The sequence below is a fragment of the Thalassobaculum litoreum DSM 18839 genome (genome assembly GCF_900102465.1).
Taxonomy (GTDB): Bacteria; Pseudomonadota; Alphaproteobacteria; order Thalassobaculales; family Thalassobaculaceae; genus Thalassobaculum; species Thalassobaculum litoreum.
Genome location: NZ_FNBW01000009.1, coordinates 134,246 through 150,001, shown reverse-complemented (window position 1 = coordinate 150,001; position 15,756 = coordinate 134,246). Strand labels below are relative to the sequence as shown.

Annotated in this window: 16 protein-coding genes; 11 read left to right on the top strand and 5 right to left on the bottom strand. The window is 68.3% G+C overall.

Features of this window, described 5'->3' with window-relative positions:
- The first annotated feature begins 11 nt into the window (after nt 1-11).
- The 7 genes from hemN to BLS34_RS15590 all read left to right on the top strand — a co-directional run bounded on the left by hemN (nt 12) and on the right by BLS34_RS15590 (nt 6,657).
- Nucleotides 12-1,355 carry an oxygen-independent coproporphyrinogen III oxidase gene (hemN, locus tag BLS34_RS15620; protein ID WP_038014001.1) on the top strand — a complete coding sequence of 448 codons (1,344 nt, stop codon included), beginning with the start codon at nt 12-14 and terminating at the stop codon, nt 1,353-1,355.
- Nucleotides 1,356-1,407: 52 nt separating this feature from the next.
- Nucleotides 1,408-1,881: a hypothetical protein gene (locus BLS34_RS15615; protein WP_028794285.1), complete on the top strand. Its 474-nt coding sequence runs from the start codon at nt 1,408-1,410 to the stop codon at nt 1,879-1,881.
- A 152-nt stretch (nt 1,882-2,033) separates the two neighbouring features.
- Nucleotides 2,034-3,212 carry an ABC transporter substrate-binding protein gene (locus BLS34_RS15610; RefSeq protein WP_093151646.1) on the top strand — a complete coding sequence of 393 codons (1,179 nt, stop codon included), beginning with the start codon at nt 2,034-2,036 and terminating at the stop codon, nt 3,210-3,212.
- Between the two features lie 92 nt (nt 3,213-3,304).
- Entirely contained in the window at nt 3,305-4,231 is a 927-nt protein-coding gene (locus BLS34_RS15605; RefSeq protein WP_028794287.1) for a branched-chain amino acid ABC transporter permease, read from the top strand.
- Nucleotides 4,231-5,196 carry a branched-chain amino acid ABC transporter permease gene (locus BLS34_RS15600; RefSeq protein WP_093151644.1) on the top strand — a complete coding sequence of 322 codons (966 nt, stop codon included), beginning with the start codon at nt 4,231-4,233 and terminating at the stop codon, nt 5,194-5,196. The genes BLS34_RS15605 and BLS34_RS15600 overlap by 1 nt, the downstream gene beginning before the upstream one ends.
- Nucleotides 5,189-5,944: an ABC transporter ATP-binding protein gene (locus BLS34_RS15595; RefSeq protein ID WP_093151641.1), complete on the top strand. Its 756-nt coding sequence runs from the start codon at nt 5,189-5,191 to the stop codon at nt 5,942-5,944. The genes BLS34_RS15600 and BLS34_RS15595 overlap by 8 nt, the downstream gene beginning before the upstream one ends.
- Nucleotides 5,941-6,657, top strand: a complete 717-nt coding sequence (locus BLS34_RS15590) for an ABC transporter ATP-binding protein (protein WP_245565595.1) — start codon at nt 5,941-5,943, stop codon at nt 6,655-6,657. Before BLS34_RS15595 ends, BLS34_RS15590 begins: the two co-directional genes overlap by 4 nt.
- A gap of 51 nt (nt 6,658-6,708) precedes the next feature.
- On the opposite strand, the gene BLS34_RS15585 is transcribed toward BLS34_RS15590, so the two are convergent.
- The gene (locus BLS34_RS15585) at nt 6,709-7,302 is read right to left on the bottom strand and encodes a YeeE/YedE thiosulfate transporter family protein (protein ID WP_093151639.1); all 594 of its coding nucleotides are present in this window, start codon (nt 7,300-7,302) and stop codon (nt 6,709-6,711) included.
- Between the two features lies 1 nt (nt 7,303).
- Complete coding sequence (locus BLS34_RS15580; RefSeq protein WP_093151636.1) at nt 7,304-7,870, bottom strand: YeeE/YedE thiosulfate transporter family protein; 567 nt, start codon at nt 7,868-7,870, stop codon at nt 7,304-7,306.
- A 293-nt stretch (nt 7,871-8,163) separates the two neighbouring features.
- Here BLS34_RS15580 and BLS34_RS15575 point away from each other — a divergent pair, with 293 nt between their 5' ends.
- Genes BLS34_RS15575 through BLS34_RS15565 form a run of 4 tightly spaced genes read left to right on the top strand, consistent with a single transcriptional unit; the run spans nt 8,164 to nt 11,464 of the window.
- The gene (locus tag BLS34_RS15575; RefSeq protein WP_028794293.1) at nt 8,164-9,570 is read left to right on the top strand and encodes a cytochrome ubiquinol oxidase subunit I; all 1,407 of its coding nucleotides are present in this window, start codon (nt 8,164-8,166) and stop codon (nt 9,568-9,570) included.
- Between the two features lie 5 nt (nt 9,571-9,575).
- The gene (gene cydB, locus BLS34_RS15570) at nt 9,576-10,580 is read left to right on the top strand and encodes a cytochrome d ubiquinol oxidase subunit II (protein ID WP_028794294.1); all 1,005 of its coding nucleotides are present in this window, start codon (nt 9,576-9,578) and stop codon (nt 10,578-10,580) included.
- Nucleotides 10,577-10,711, top strand: a complete 135-nt coding sequence (locus BLS34_RS26230) for a DUF2474 domain-containing protein (protein ID WP_211228889.1) — start codon at nt 10,577-10,579, stop codon at nt 10,709-10,711. The genes cydB and BLS34_RS26230 overlap by 4 nt, the downstream gene beginning before the upstream one ends.
- 51 nt (nt 10,712-10,762) lie before the next feature.
- The gene (locus BLS34_RS15565; RefSeq protein ID WP_093151634.1) at nt 10,763-11,464 is read left to right on the top strand and encodes a histidine utilization transcriptional repressor HutC; all 702 of its coding nucleotides are present in this window, start codon (nt 10,763-10,765) and stop codon (nt 11,462-11,464) included.
- Nucleotides 11,465-11,533: 69 nt separating this feature from the next.
- On the opposite strand, the gene hutU is transcribed toward BLS34_RS15565, so the two are convergent.
- From hutU to BLS34_RS15550, 3 genes are all read right to left on the bottom strand, one after another.
- The gene (gene hutU, locus BLS34_RS15560; RefSeq protein ID WP_093151631.1) at nt 11,534-13,204 is read right to left on the bottom strand and encodes a urocanate hydratase; all 1,671 of its coding nucleotides are present in this window, start codon (nt 13,202-13,204) and stop codon (nt 11,534-11,536) included.
- 31 nt (nt 13,205-13,235) lie between these two features.
- Nucleotides 13,236-14,759 carry a histidine ammonia-lyase gene (gene hutH / locus BLS34_RS15555; protein WP_093151629.1) on the bottom strand — a complete coding sequence of 508 codons (1,524 nt, stop codon included), beginning with the start codon at nt 14,757-14,759 and terminating at the stop codon, nt 13,236-13,238.
- 177 nt (nt 14,760-14,936) lie between these two features.
- Nucleotides 14,937-15,731 (bottom strand): SDR family NAD(P)-dependent oxidoreductase, encoded by a 795-nt coding sequence (locus BLS34_RS15550; RefSeq protein ID WP_093151626.1) that lies wholly within the window; start codon nt 15,729-15,731, stop codon nt 14,937-14,939.
- Nucleotides 15,732-15,756: the final 25 nt, after the last annotated feature.

Here is a 15,756-nt window from a genome sequence, read left to right as displayed (position 1 = left end):
GGACCGAGCCCATGTTTCTGCACAGACACGCGACCGCGGCGCTGCCGCGCTACACCAGCTACCCGCCGGCCAACCGTTTCAAGGATGGCGAGGGGCGTGAGCTGTATCCCTGGTGGCTGGACGGGCTGACGCGGGCTGAGCCTCTGTCGCTGTACATTCATGTGCCGTTCTGCGCCCAGCTCTGCTGGTATTGCGGCTGCCACACCTCGGTGGCCAATGACAGCGCGCGCATCGACCGGTTCGTCGGCCATCTGCTCAAGGAGATCCTGCTGGTGTCGAGCCGCGTGCACGAGCCGGGCGAGGTCTGCTCGATCCATTTCGGCGGCGGCACCCCGACGATGATGTCGCCGCAGGCCATGGCCCGGGTGATGAGCACCCTGCGCGACGCCTTTCCGGTGCGCGGTGATGCCGAGATCGCGATGGAGATCGATCCGCGCACGCTCGACGACGCCCATGTGGAGACCATGGCGGCACTTGGCGTGACCCGGGCGAGCCTCGGGGTGCAGGATGTCGATCCCGACGTGCAGCGGGCAATCAACCGGATCCAGCCTACGGAGCTGGTCGCCGACCGCATCGCCACCCTGCGTGCCGCCGGTATCCGCAGCATCAATGCCGACCTGATGTACGGCCTGCCGGGTCAGACGGTGGACCATGTGCACCGCTCGGCGGATGCCGTCAGCGCGCTCGGCGTCGACCGGGTGGCGGTGTTCGGCTACGCCCATGTGCCGTGGTTCAAGAAGAACCAGGCCGCCATCGACGAGACCCTGCTGCCGGGGGCGCGGGAACGCTTCGAGCAGGCCGAGGCGGCGGAGGAACGGCTCGTGGCCGACGGCTATGCCGCCATCGGCATCGACCATTTCGCCCTGCCGCAGGACAGCCTGGCGGTGGCGGCGCGCGAGGGGCGCCTGCGCCGGAACTTCCAGGGCTATACGGACGACCCGGCGAAGACGCTGATCGGCTTCGGCCCGTCCTCGATCTCCGCCCTGCCGGGCGGCTACGCCCAGAACGCGCCGCATGTGAAACAGTGGAGCGAGGCGGTGGCGGCCGGCCGGCTGCCGGTCCAACGCGGGCTGGGCGTCACCCGGGAGGATCGGCTGCGCCGCTCGGTCATCGAGCGTCTGCTCTGCGACGGAGCGGTGGATCTGCGGGCGGTGGCGGCGCGTCACGACGACGAACCGACGCTGCTGGTGGACGCGTTCGCGCGTCTGGCGCCGTTGATCCGGGACGGTCTGGCGACGGTCGATGGCTGGCAGGTTGCCGCCACCCCCGCCGGTCGCCGGTACTGGCGCACGATCGCCGCCTGTTTCGACCCGGAACTGGCCCCGTTCACCGGACGGCACAGCGTCGCGGTGTGACGGCGGGTGGCACGGGGGCCCGCGCCGACGGGATTTGCTTTACCCTGCCGTCATGGAGCTCACCTGGTACCGCACCCTTGTGATCGTGATCGCCCTGGCGGTCACCACCGCCGGATTGTGGTCGCGGTGGCGCTCCGGCGATCTGGTCGACACCCATCGTGACCGCGTCCTGGCGCTCTGCCCGCAGCAACTGGCCGCCGCCGGCTACGACACCGGGCCGGACGCTCTGCGCGTGGAGATGGACGCGCGCTGGGACTGGGGCCGCTTCGAGCTGCGCTCCGATCTCTTCGCCGACCGGCTGAGCCATGCCGGGGCGCGCTTCGAGGCGGTGCGGGCGAGCCTGTACCAGCCCCTGGCCGATGGCGGCGACGGCGGGAGCCGTTGCCGGCGCGCGGTGTGCATCTACTCGGTTCCCCTGGACGCGGCCATCGCCTCGGTGCGGGACGGACCCTGCGGCGGCAGCGGCGGCCATGATCTGGTCACGCCCGGCCTGAAGCCGGACATCCTGAACCAGCAATACCGCTGAATCCGCCCCCCGGGTCCCTGTCCTGCGCCCCCGGGCTTGGAAACCGCGCCGGGGCGGGGCATGCTGCACCGCGACTCCGGCCGGCTGCGGGGCCGGAACGACCATTGGACGCGCAAGACGGACAGGAACAGGGAACATCCAGGGAGAGCATGATGGGTAGGGGAATCAAGGCGCTGGCGCTGGCCGCCGGCATGACCGTCGCGGGCGCGCTCGGCGCCGCTCAGGCGGCCGAGCCGCTCAAGATCGGCATGATGGTCACGCTGTCCGGTCCGCCGGCGGTGCTCGGCAACCACATCCGCGACGGCTTCCAGCTTTTCGTCGATGAAAACGGCGGCAAGCTCGGCGGACGCGACGTGGAGATGATCGTCGTCGATGACGAGCTGAAGCCAGACGTCGCCCTGACCAAGGTCAAGGAACTGCTGGAGCGCGACAAGGTCGACTTCGTCGCCGGCATCGTCTTCTCCAACATCCTGCAGGCGGTGTTCCGCCCGGTGACGGAGAGCGAGACCTTCCTGATCGGCGCCAATGCCGGCACCTCGACCTTCGCCGGCCGGGGCTGCAACAAGTACTTCTTCTCGACCTCCTGGCAGAATGACCAGATCCACGAGGTCATGGGCAAATACGCCCAGGAGAAGGGCTTCAAGAAGGTCTTCCTGATGGCCCCGAACTACCAGGCCGGCAAGGACAGCATCAACGGCTTCAAGCGCTACTACGAGGGCGAGGTGGTCGACGAGGTCTACACCAAGCTCGGCAACCTGGATTTCTCGGCCGAGCTGGCGAAGATCGCCGCTGCCAAGCCGGACGCGATGTTCACCTTCATGCCGGGCGGCATGGGCGTGAACCTGGTGCGCCAGTTCAATCAGGCCGGCCTCGCCGACAGCGTGACCTTCCTGTCGGCCTTCACCGTGGACGGCACCACCCTGCCGGCGACCAAGGACGCGGCCCTCGGCCTGTTCTCGTCGTCCCAGTGGACGCCGGACATGGACAACGAAGCCAACAAGAAGTTCGTGACCGCCTACGAGGCGAAATACGACTCGGTGCCGTCGCTGTATTCCAGCCAGGGCTATGACGCCGCCCAGCTGATCGACAGCGCGGTTGCGGCGGTCGGCGGCGACTTGAGCGACAAGGACGCGGTGATCGCGGCGCTGAAGAAGGCGGATTTCGCCTCCGTGCGCGGCGATTTCAAGTTCAACAACAACCACTTCCCGATCCAGGACTTCTACCTGGTCAAGGCGGTGAAGCGCGACGACGGCGCCTATCACACCACCGTGGTCGAGAAGGTGTTCGACGATTACGGCGACGTCCACGCCAAGGACTGCCGCATGGAGTGATCGGCCGCGGCCGAATTGGGCGGGCGGAGCCTTCGGGTTCCGCCCGTTTCTGTTATTAGGGGGCTCCCGGTGAACGAGGGAGCGGGGGGACGATGACGGCGACGCTGTTCGCGGTGCAGGTGCTGAACGGATTGCAGCTCGGCGTGCTGCTGTTCCTGGTGGCGGCCGGGCTCACCCTGGTCTTCGGGGTGATGGACTTCATCAACCTGGCCCATGGCGTGCAGTACATGCTCGGCGCCTATCTCGCCGTCACCTTCTATGGCCTGACCGGCAACTTCTTCGCCACGGTGGTGCTGGCCCTAGCGGCGGCCCTGGTATTGGGGCTGGTGCTGGAGGTGCTGGTGTTCCGGCATTTCTACGACCGCGACCACCTGGACCAGGTGCTGGCGACCTTCGGCGTGATCCTGTTCCTGAACGAGGGCGTGCGGATCGTCTGGGGAGCCTCGCCGCTCAGCTATCCGGGGCCGGAGATCCTGCAGGGGGCGATCCCGGTGATGGACGGGTTCGGCTATCCGGTCTACCGCATCGCCCTGATCGTCGCCGGGCTGATCTGCGCGGCCGGCCTCTGGCTGGTGGTGGCGCGCACGAAGGTGGGCATGCTGATCCGCGCTGGCGCCGCCAACCCGGCGATGCTGTCGGCCCTGGGCGTCAACGTGCGCCAGCTCTTCATGGTGGTCTTCGGCTTCGGCGCCATGCTGGCGGGATTCGCCGGGGTGATGGCCGGCCCGATCTTCTCGGTCGAGCCGGGGATGGGCGACGGGGTGCTGATCCTCGCCTTCGTGGTCATCGTGATCGGCGGCATCGGGTCCATTCGCGGCGCCTTCCTGGCGGCCCTGCTGGTGGGCCTGGTCGACACGCTCGGCCGGTCCTTCATGACCGACATCTTCAAGCTGTTCCTGGAGCCGTCCGCCGCCAACCAGGTCGGCCCGGCGATCGCGTCGATGCTGATCTACGTGCTGATGGCCGGCGTGCTGTTCTTCCGGCCGACCGGACTGTTCCCGGCACCGGGACGCGCCTGATGCGCGACCTGCTGACACGGGAGCGGTTGATCACGGCCGCCCTGCTGACCGTCTTCGCGCTGCTGCCGCCGGTGGCCGAGGCGTTCGGCCAGGGCTACCTGACCAATGTCGCCAGCCGGGTGATGATCTACGCCATCGCCGCCCTCAGCCTCGACCTGATCCTGGGCTACGGGGCGATGGTCAGTTTCGGCCACGCCGCCTTCATCGGCATCGGCGCCTATGCGGTCGGGATCTCGGCCGAGCACAATCTGTGGGAAGGCACGCTGACCATCCCCATGGCCATGGCCGCCGCCGGGCTGTTCGCGCTGGCCACCGGGGCGATCAGCCTGCGCACCCGCGGCGTCTATTTCATCATGATCACGCTCGCCTTCGGGCAGATGGCCTACTACACGGCCTCCAGCCTTTCGGCCTATGGCGGCGACGACGGGCTGACCATCTGGGGCCGCAGCGAGGTCCTCGGCAATCCGGTGCTGGAGGACGACACCGCCCTGTATTTCTTCGTGCTGATCTGCCTGGCACTGTGCTGGTGGGTCGCGAGCCGCGTCGTCGGCAGCCGATTCGGCCGGGTGATCGCCGGCGTGCGGGAGAACCGGGCCCGCATGTCGGCCGTCGGTTTCGATGCGTACCGTCACCAGCTCGTGGCCTATGTCCTCGCCGGCATGATGGCCGGGCTCGCCGGCGCGCTGCTGGCCAACCACGCCGAGTTCGTCAGCCCGGCCTACATGTCCTGGCAGCGTTCGGGCGACCTGATCATCATGGTCGTGCTCGGCGGCATGGGGTCGCTCTATGGCGCGGTGCTGGGCGCGGTGGCCTATCTGGCGCTGGAGGATGTGCTGGCCGGGTTCACCGAACACTGGCGGGTGATCTTCGGGCCGTTGCTGATCCTGATCGTGCTCTATGCCCGCGGCGGCCTCGCCCGTGCGTTCCGCAGGGAAGGTCCAAGCCGGGAGGGGCGCGATGGCTGACCCGATCCTTGAGCTTGCCGGCCTCAGGAAAAGTTACGGTGCGCTGACCGTCACCGATGGCGTGAACCTGGCCGTGAAGACCGGGGCCATTCATGCAATTATAGGTCCAAATGGAGCGGGTAAGACGACGCTGATCAACCAGATCGGCGGCCAGGCGGCACCCGATGCCGGCACCATCATTCTTGATGGTCGCGACATCACCGGCCTGCCGATCCACGCCCGTTCCCATCTTGGCCTCGCGCGGTCGTTCCAGATCACCAACGTGCTGCCCGGCTTCTCCACCCTGGACAACGTCGCCGTCGCCGCCCAGGCCCATGCTGGGCACAGCTTCCGCTTCTTCCGGTCCGTCGCCCGCGAGACGGCGCTGACCGAGAAGGCGATGGCCTGCCTGGAGACCGTCGGCCTGGCCGACCGGGCGCTGATCCGGGCCGGCGCGCTGAGCCACGGCGAGAAGCGGGCGCTGGAGATCGCCATGGCGCTGGCGACCGAGCCGAAGCTGCTGCTGCTGGACGAGCCGATGGCCGGCACCACCCACGAGGAGACCGCGCGCCTGACCGAGACGCTGGAGGCGCTGCGCGGCCGCTTCACCATCCTGCTGGTCGAGCACGACATGGCGGCTGTCTTCGCCCTGGCCGACACGATCTCGGTGCTGGTCTATGGCCGGGTCATCGCCGAGGGCGCGCCGGACGCGATCCGGACCGATCCGGAGGTCCGCGCCGCCTATCTGGGCGAGGAGGAGATCCCATGACCGCGCCGTTGCTGGAAGTGGCCGACCTGACCGCCGGGTACGGGGCCGCGCCGGTGCTGTTCGGCATGAACCTGACGGTGCAGGCGGGCGAGGTGGTCACCCTGATGGGCCGCAACGGCATGGGCAAGACCACCACCATCCGCGCCGTGATGGGCCTGCTGCCGCCGACCGGCGGACGGGTGCTGATCGCCGGCGAGGATATGCGCGGCCGTCCGGCCCACGAGATCGCCCGCCGCGGCCTCGGCCTGGTGCCGGAGGGTCGGCAGATCTTCCCGACCCTGACGGTGGAGGAGAACCTGATCGCCACCGCCGCCAACCGGCTGGGACGCGGCGCACCGCGCTGGGGGCTGGCCGAGGTGCTGGCGCTGTTCCCGCGCCTGGGCGAGCGGCGGCGGCAGATGGGCGGCTCGCTGTCCGGCGGCGAGCAGCAGATGCTGGCGATCGGCCGGGCGCTGATGACCAACCCGCGCCTGCTGATCCTGGACGAGGCGACCGAGGGCCTGGCGCCGCTGATCCGCGAGGAGATCTGGCGGGTGCTGGCGACCCTGAAGGGGGAGGGCCAGTCGATCCTGGTGATCGACAAGAACGTCTCCGCCCTGCTGGCGCTGGCCGACCGGCACACGGTGGTGGAGAAGGGTCATGTGGTCTGGGAAGGCGACACCGCCGCCTTCCGCGCCGACGGAGCGGTGATCGAGACGTATCTGCACGTGTGAGACGGGAGCGCTACGGCCCAGCGTCGCTCCTTCCCGACTGCGCCGGGATCTCTACTCTACCGGTGCCCGGACAGTCGGCGTGGATGCCCCGGTAAGCCTGTCCGGAAGCAGCCAAGCGATCGCCAGGAATGCCAGGCCGGCCGCGAGACCGATCCACTCGCCGGGCACGCCGATCAGCGAGGGATAGTCGGTCCCGGCGATCGGCCCGAGGGTGGTTTTGCCGCCGGCGATATTCTCCAGAATGCCGGTGGTCTCGACCCAGGCGAAACTCAGCATGTAGGCCGCGGCTCCCAGCAGACCGCCCAGGATGAACCACAGGGCGTCCCACCGCCCGGTTGCCGCGGCGGTGAGGCCGGTTCCCGGGCAGTAGCCGGCGACGGCGAAGCCGACCCCGAGCAGCAGCCCTCCGATAAACACCCCGAGATAGGCGGCCTTGATCGAGACATGGCCGGGATCCACTAGGCCGACGAGCAGGCCGGCGAACATCAGGATCGAGGCCGTTCCGATGCCACTTAGAATGGTCTTCATCAGATGAAGGTCCGAAAGGTTCAGCATTCGGATGATATAGCCGGGGTTGGTCGCGCCGACCCGGTCGAGAACGAAACCGAAGGCGCCGCCAATGGCGATGGCGAGAACGATCTCCATGTCAGCTCTCCTTGCGGAATAGAGCGAGGGCGGTCGGGATGCCGGCGAGGAAGGCGCCGGCGGCGAAGATGTAGCCGGACAGAGCGGTCTGCATCATGCCGCTCATCATGTGGCCGGACGTGCAGCCGCCGGCCAGACGGGAGCCATACAGGACCACGAAGCCGGCGATCAAGGCGGCAGCGTAGCGCTTGACCGGCGAGTCGCCGAAATTCGCCCGCCAGACCGCCGGCATGACGCGCTCGTTCGGCGACAGGCCGCCGCGCAGACGCGACGACAGAAATGCTCCCGCCATCATCGCCAGGACAAAGACAAAGCTGTAGTTCAGCGGATTGGCGACATCCTCGGCGTAGCTTCCGCCGCTCTTGTTCAGATAGGCGTTGGGGCTGCTGTATCCGCTCTTTGCATCCGGTGAGTCCACGACCACGTCCGGATCGACCGCATCCCACAGGATGCCGTCGAAGATGACGAATTGCGTAGATACGCCGATGGGCGATACCGAAAGCACGGCAGCGAAGAACACGGCACCGAGCAGAAGGCCTCCGGTCCTCCAGGGCAGGATATAGGACATGCAAACCTCGTTGCAGCGGCCGGGTGGTCCGACCTGATGGGGCAATGCCACACCCTGATCGTCGCCCGGATGAGTGCTCCATTTCATTGATCTGAATCAAGATTTTACCCTTTTTGAGCGCAACGATGCCGGCCTGCCATTGCCGTCCTCCCCCGCCATGGTATGGCGGCAAAACTGTCGCGGTGATGAAACGCCGCATGGACCCTGCCGGCTTGCCGCACTAGCTCTTCGGTGCGACGAGGGGGATCACAGCGGGCCTTAGGGCCGGCGACAACCATCGAGGAGTGCGGGGCATGGACCTGCCGCTCGCCATCGATCTGGCCCGGTTTCAGTTCGCCTTCACGGTGTCGTTCCACATCGTCTTCCCGGCGTTCTCCATCGGCCTGGCCTCCTATCTCGCGGTTCTGGAGGGCCTGTGGCTGGCGACCGGCCGGCAGGTCTATATCGACACCTTCCAGTACTGGCTGAAGATCTTCGCCGTGGCCTTCGGCATGGGCGTCGTGTCGGGCATCGTCATGAGCTACCAGTTCGGCACCAACTGGAGCGTATTCTCCGACAAGACCGGCCCGGTGCTCGGCCCGCTGATGGGATACGAGGTGCTGTCCGCCTTCTTCCTGGAGGCCGGTTTCCTCGGGATCATGCTGTTCGGGCTGAAGCGGGTCGGCAAGAAGCTGCACTTCGCCGCCACCCTGATGGTGGCGATCGGCACCTTCATCTCCGCCTTCTGGATCCTCAGCGTGAACAGCTGGATGCACACGCCGGCGGGCTACGCCATCAACGATGTGGGCCAGTTCGTGCCGGCCGACTGGTGGGCGGTGGTGTTCAACCCATCCTTCCCGTACCGTCTCGTTCACATGGTTCTGGCGGCCTATCTGACCACGGCCTTCGTGGTCGGCGCCGTGGGCGCCCTGCACCTGCTGCGCAACCGGGACAACCGGCCGGCCAGGCTGATGTTCTCCATGGCCATGTGGATGGCGGCCGTGGTGGCGCCGATCCAGATCGTCGCCGGCGACCTGCACGGGCTGAACACGTTGGAGCACCAGCCGGCCAAGGTCGCCGCCATGGAAGGCCACTTCGAGTCCCAGGAGGGCGCGCCGCTCTACCTGTTCGGCTGGCCCGACATGGAGGCGGAGGAGACCAAATACGCGATCGGCATTCCCAAGCTCGGCAGCCTGATCCTCACCCATGATCTCGACGGGGCGGTCCAGGGGCTGAAGGACTGGCCGCGCGAGGACCGGCCCAACGCCACGGTGCTGTTCTGGACCTTCCGGCTGATGGTGGCGATCGGCTTCGCCATGGTCGGCATCGGCCTGTGGGCGCTGTGGCGGCGCTGGCGCGGGACGCTGTACGAACCCGACCTGCTGCACCGTCTGGCGATCGTCATGGGGCCGTCCGGTTTTGTCGCCGTGCTCGCCGGCTGGGTGACCACCGAGATGGGGCGCCAGCCCTGGACGGTCTACGGTCTGCTGCGCACGGCGGACTCCGCCTCGCCGATGGACGTGCCGGCGGTGGCGACGTCTTTGATCGCCTTCATCGTGGTGTACTTCCTGGTGTTCGGCGCCGGCGTCTACTACGTGCTGCGGTCGATGAACGCCGCACCGCATGACAATGAGCCGGGGCTGAACGAAGACGAACCGGTCCGTGCCGCCGGCATGGCCCAGGCCGGCGCGGCCGGTCCCGGCGCCCCGGGGGAGGAGTGAGCGTCATGGAGATGGATCTCGCCCTGATCTGGGCCCTGCTGATCGCCACCGCCGTCCTGCTCTATGTGGTCCTGGATGGGTTCGACCTCGGCATCGGCCTGGTCTTCCCGTTCCTGTCGGACGAGGGCGAGCGGGACGTGGCCATGAACACCGTCGCCCCGGTCTGGGACGGCAACGAGACCTGGCTGGTGCTCGGCGGCGGCGGGCTGTTCGCCGTCTTCCCGTTGGCCTATGCGGTGCTGATGCCGGCGGTCTACGCGCCGGTGACGGCCATGCTGCTCGGCCTGGTGTTCCGCGGGGTGGCCTTCGAGTTCCGCTGGAAGACGGTGCGCTGGAAGCGGGTGTGGGACTGGTCCTTCACCCTCGGCTCGCTGGTCGCCGCCCTGTCCCAGGGCATCATCCTGGGCGCCCTGGTGCAGGGGATCGAGGTCGAGAACCGCGCCTATGCCGGCGGCTGGTGGGACTGGCTCACGCCGTTCAGCCTGCTCTGCGGCGTTGCGGTGGCGATCGGATACGCGCTGCTCGGCGCGACCTGGCTGGTGATGAAGACCGAGGACGGGGTGCGGGATCACGGCTTCCGCATCGCCTGGCCGGCGGCGATCGGGACGGTCGTCATGGTCGGCGCGGTCAGCCTGTGGACGCCGTTCCTGGACCCCGTTTACATGGAGCGCTGGTTCTCGCTGCCCTGGCTGCTCTGGGCGGCGCCGGTGCCGGTGCTGACCGGCCTGACGGTGCTGAGCCTGGGCTGGGGGCTGCTGCGGCGGCGCGACTACCAGCCGTTCATCTCGGCGCAGATCCTGTTCGTGCTGTGTTTCGTCGGGCTCGGTATCAGCTTCTACCCGAACATCGTGCCGCCCTCGGTGTCGATCTGGGACGCCGCCGCACCGGACGAGAGCCTCGGCTTCCTGCTGGTCGGCACCGCCGTGTTGCTGCCCATCATCCTGGCCTACACGATCTACGCCTACAGCGTGTTCCGCGGAAAGGTCCGGGCGGGAGAGGGCTACCATTGAGCGGCGGCAAGTACGGTCCCCGTGACGGCAGCCGGCTGCGGCGGCTGGCCTGGTTCGTCGGCCTGTGGCTGGCCGGCGTGGTGACGGTCGGCGTGGTCGGGCTGATCATCAAGCTGGTGCTGGCGCCCTAGGACGGCAGCGCCTATACCGGATGTCGGGTTCAATTTGTAAAGACAAATGCCGTGGCGGATACGCCGATCTATCAACTTGTGAAGGACGCGCTGCGGGCGAAGATCGAGTCCGGCGCGCTGCTGGCCGGCGATATGGTGCCCGGCGAGGAGCAGATTGCCGCCGACTTCAACTGCTCGCGCCTGACCGCCCATCGCGCCCTGCGGGAGCTGGCGGACGAGGGGCTGGTGGTGCGCCGACGCCGGGCCGGCACCCAGGTCGCGCCCCGGGATGGCGGTGGCGTGCTGATCCGCATCCCCTCGGTACGCGAGGAGATCGAGGGGCGCGGCTTCGCCTATCGCTACGAGCTGCTGACCCGGCGCCACGCCGCCCCGGCCGCGGTCATCGCCGAGGCGCTCGGCGCGGCGCAGGGCGAGCGGCACCTGAACGTCGTGGGGCGCCACTGGGCCGACGGCCGGGTGTTCCAGCACGACACCCGCTGGATCAATCTGGCGCAGGTGCCGGCGGCGCTGGACGTGGATTTCTCGGAAGTCAGCGCCAATCACTGGCTGCTGGAGAACGTGCCCTATACCGGCGTCGACCACGAGATCTCCGCCCTCGCCGCCGATGGTCGGGCGGCCGAGGCGTTGGAGGTCGCGGCGGGGACGGCGCTGCTGCGGATCGAGCGTGTGTCGCGGCTCGGCGACCGGCCGATCACCCATGCCTCGATGCTGCACCCGGGCGCGCTGTTCTCGCTGAAGTCGGAGCGACGGTAGGGGCTCGGGACATGCCCCTCCCGTCATCCTGACGGACGAGTGGCCGGATCTTCCTCCCGACGTCCCGGGCTAATCCCCCAGAATCCCTGGGAGCCGAAGCTGATGCTCGCGCGCGCACTCGACCGCGATCTCGTAGCCCGCGTCGGCGTGGCGCATCACGCCGCTGGCCGGGTCGTTCCACAGAACGCGCTCCAGCCGCCTGTCGGCCGTCTCGGTGCCGTCGCAGCAGATCACCATGCCGGCATGCTGGCTGAAGCCGATGCCGACCCCGCCGCCATGGTGCAGGCTGACCCAGGTCGCCCCCGAGGCGGTGTTCAGCAGGGCGTTCAGCAACGGCCAGTCGGAGACCGCGTCGCTGCCGTCCTTCATCGCCTCGGTCTCCCGGTTCGGGCTGGCGACCGAGCCGCTGTCCAGGTGGTCGCGGCCGATCACCACCGGCGCCTTCAGCTCGCCGCTGCGCACCATCGCGTTGAAGGCGAGGCCGAGCTTGTGGCGGACCCCCAGCCCGACCCAGCAGATGCGGGCGGGCAGGCCCTGGAAGCTGATCCGCTCGCGGGCCATGTCCAGCCACTGGTGCAGGTGCGGATCGTCGGTCAGCTCCTTCACCTTGGCGTCGGTCTTGTAGATGTCCTCCGGATCGCCGGACAGCGCGCACCAGCGGAACGGGCCGATGCCGCGGCAGAACAGCGGGCGGATATAGGCAGGCACGAAGCCGGGGAAGGCGAAGGCGTTCTCCAGCCCTTCCTCCAGCGCCACCTGCCGGATGTTGTTGCCGTAGTCGAGGGTCGGCACCCCGGCGTTCCAGAAGTCGACCATCGCCGCCACATGCTCCTTCATGGAGGCGCGGGCGGCCTTCTCCACTTCCTTCGGCGCGGTCTCGCGCTTGTCGCGCCACTCGGCGACGGACCAGCCCTTGGGCAGGTAGCCGTTGATCGGATCGTGGGCGCTGGTCTGGTCGGTGACGATGTCGGGCCGCACGCCGCGCCGCACCAGCTCCGGGAACACGTCGGCGGCGTTGCCGATCAGGGCGACGGACTTGGCCTCTCCGGCTGCGGTCCAGCGTTCGATCATCGCCAGCGCCTCGTCCAGCGAGTGGGTCTTCTCGTCCACATATCGGGTGCGCAGCCGGAAATCGGCGCGGGTCTCGTCGCATTCGACGGCAAGGCAGCAGGCGCCGGCGAAGACGGCGGCCAGCGGCTGCGCGCCGCCCATGCCACCCAGCCCGCCGGTCAGGATCCAGCGGCCCTTCAGCGAGCCGCCGTAATGCTGGCGGCCGGCCTCGGCGAAGGTCTCGTAGGTGCCCTGCACGATCCCCTGGCTGCCGATATAGATCCAGGAGCCGGCCGTCATCTGGCCGTACATCATCAGCCCCTTGTGATCGAGCTCGTTGAAGTGATCCCAGGTCGCCCAGTGCGGAACGATATTCGAGTTGGCGATCAGTACGCGCGGCGCGTCGGCATGGGTGCGGAAGATGCCGACCGGCTTGCCCGACTGCACCAGCAGGGTCTCGTCGTCCTCCAGGTTCTTCAGGCTGGCGACGATGCGGTCGAAATCCTCCCAGGTGCGCGCCGCCCGGCCGATGCCGCCATAGACCACCAGCTCGTGCGGGTTCTCGGCCACGTCGGGATGCAGGTTGTTCATCAGCATCCGCATCGGCGCCTCGGTCAGCCAGGACTTGGCGGTGATCTCGGTGCCGGTGGCGGGATAGACGTCGCGGATGTTGTGGCGGGCGTTGGTCATGGCAGCACCTCCAAGGTCGGGTGAGGGCGGTTCAGGTGACGGGAAGATCGACGGCGTCGGTCAGGACACCGTCGGCAACCAGGGCGGCGGCGGCCTCGATATCGGGGGCCAGCATGCGGTCTTCGACGATGGCGGGGATGGTCGCGCGCACCCGCTTCATCACCGCCGCCAGCGCCGGGCTGGTCGTCAGCGGCGCGCGGAACTCGATGCCCTGGGCGGCGCACATCAGCTCGACGCCGAGGATGACGTTCAGGTTGGCGTTCATCTTGGCCAGCCGCCGGGCACCATGGGCGGCCATGCTGACATGGTCCTCCTGATTGGCCGAGGTCGGCGTGGAATCCGTGGTGCACGGATTGGCCATGTGCTTGTTCTCGCTCATCAGCGCAGCCGTCGTGACCTCGGCGATCATCAGGCCGGAATTCAACCCCGGGTCCGGGGTGAGGAACGGCGGCAGGTCGAAGCTCAGGGTCGGGTCCACCATCAGCGCCACCCGGCGCTGGGCGATGGCGCCGATCTCGGCGACGGCCAGCGCGATCTGGTCGGCGGCGAAACCCACCGGCTCGGCGTGGAAGTTGCCGCCGGACACGATCAGCCCTTCCTCCACCAGTACAAGCGGGTTGTCGGTGACCGCGTTGGCCTCGATCTGCAGCGTGCCGCCGGCGAAGCGCAGCAGATCGACCGCTGCCCCGGTCACCTGGGCCTGACAGCGGATGCAGTAGGGGTCCTGGACGCGGGTGTCGCCTTCGCGGTGGCTCTCGCGGATCTGGCTGCCGGCCATCAGGAAGGCCTGGGCGCGGGCGACGTCGATCTGGCCGCGATGGCCGCGCAGCGTATGGATCGCGTCCACCAGCGGGGCGGTGGAGCCCATGATCGCGTCGGTCGACAGCGACGACGAGACGATTGCGGCGCGGGCGTTGCGCCAGGCCCGGAACAGGCCGGTCAGGGCCAGGGCGGTGGAGAACTGGGTGCCGTTGATCAGCGCCAGTCCTTCCTTCGGTCCCAGCACGATGGGGGCGAGCCCGGCCCGCTTCAGGGCCTCGGCGGCGGGGAGGGTCTCGCCTTTATAGATGGCGGTTCCTTCGCCGATCATCGCGGCGGCCATGTGGGCCAGCGGGGCGAGGTCGCCGGACGCGCCGACGGAGCCCTGGTCGGGCACCACCGGCAGGACGCCGGCGTTCAGCATGTCCTGGATGAGCTGCACGGTACTCCATGGCACGCCGGAGGCGCCGCGGCCGAGCGACAGCAGCTTCAGCGCCATCATCAGACGGGTGGTGGCCGAATCCAGCGTGTCGCCGACGCCGCAGCAATGGCTGAGGATCAGGTTGCGCTGCAGGGTGGCGGTGTCCGAGGGCTTGATCTTGACCGTCGCCAGCTTGCCGAAGCCGGTGTTCACGCCATAGACGGCGGCATCCTCCGACGCCGCCTTGCGGACCAGCGCGGCGGCGGCCTCAACGCAGGGTCGGGCGGCGGGGTCGAGGGTGAGGGCCGCGTCGCTGCGCCAGATCCGCTCCAGCGTGTCGAGGGTGGCCTCTCCGGGAACCAGCGTGATGCTCATGACCTGCCTCCAGCGCTCACGGGTGCGTCGTAAGGGGAGAATACGGTCGTTCGGCTATTATGTATATACAAATAAGACGCCGTCGGAGGGATGGGGCGGGGTCACGCTGTTCCTCCCCTTACTCCCCGGAACAAGTTCGGGGAGTAAGGGGGGAGAGGTGGGAGAGGGGCCGGTGGGTTACCCCACCTTCATGTGATGTCCGCCATCGACCGGCAGGCACACCCCGTTGATGTACTTCGCCTCGTCGCTGGCGAGGAACAGGGCGGCGTGCGCCACATCCCAGGCGTCGCCCATCTTGCCGGTGGGAGACTTCGCGTCCCGCTCGCGGATCATCGCGTCGATATCGGCATATTGCCCGGCGATCTGGGTGCGGATCAGCGGGGTGTCCATCAGCCCCGGCATCACCACGTTCGCCCGGATGCCCTGGGCCGCGTATTGCAGGGCGAGGCCGACCGTGAGCTGATTCAGCCCGCCCTTGGACGCGTAGTAGCTGGCATAGGGATAGCCCACATATCGGAAGCCGGCGATCGAGGAGACGTTGACGATCGCGCCCCGGCCGGCCTCCAGCATATGCGGCAGCACGTGTTTGCAGGCGAGGAACACGCCGGTGAGGTTCACGTCCATCACCCGATGCCAGTCGTCCTCCGACAGTTCCACCGGCCCGCCCATCTTGGCGATGCCGACATTGTTGTGGAGGATGTCGATCCCGCCCCAGCGCTCGACCATCCGGCTCACGACGCCGGCGACCTGATCGGAGTCGGTGACGTCGCAGGTCTCGGCCACCGCCGCGCCGCCTTCGCCTTCGATGATGGCCGCCGTCTCTTGCGCCGCCGCGCCGTTCACGTCGGCGCAGACGACCTTGGCCCCCTCGCGGGCGAACAGCACCGCCGTCGCCTTGCCGTTGCCCCAGCCCGGACCGGACGACCCGGCCCCCATCACCAGCGCGCGTTTACCCGTCAGCCTGCCGGCCATTGAATTCCTCCCTCTGATGCGGCAC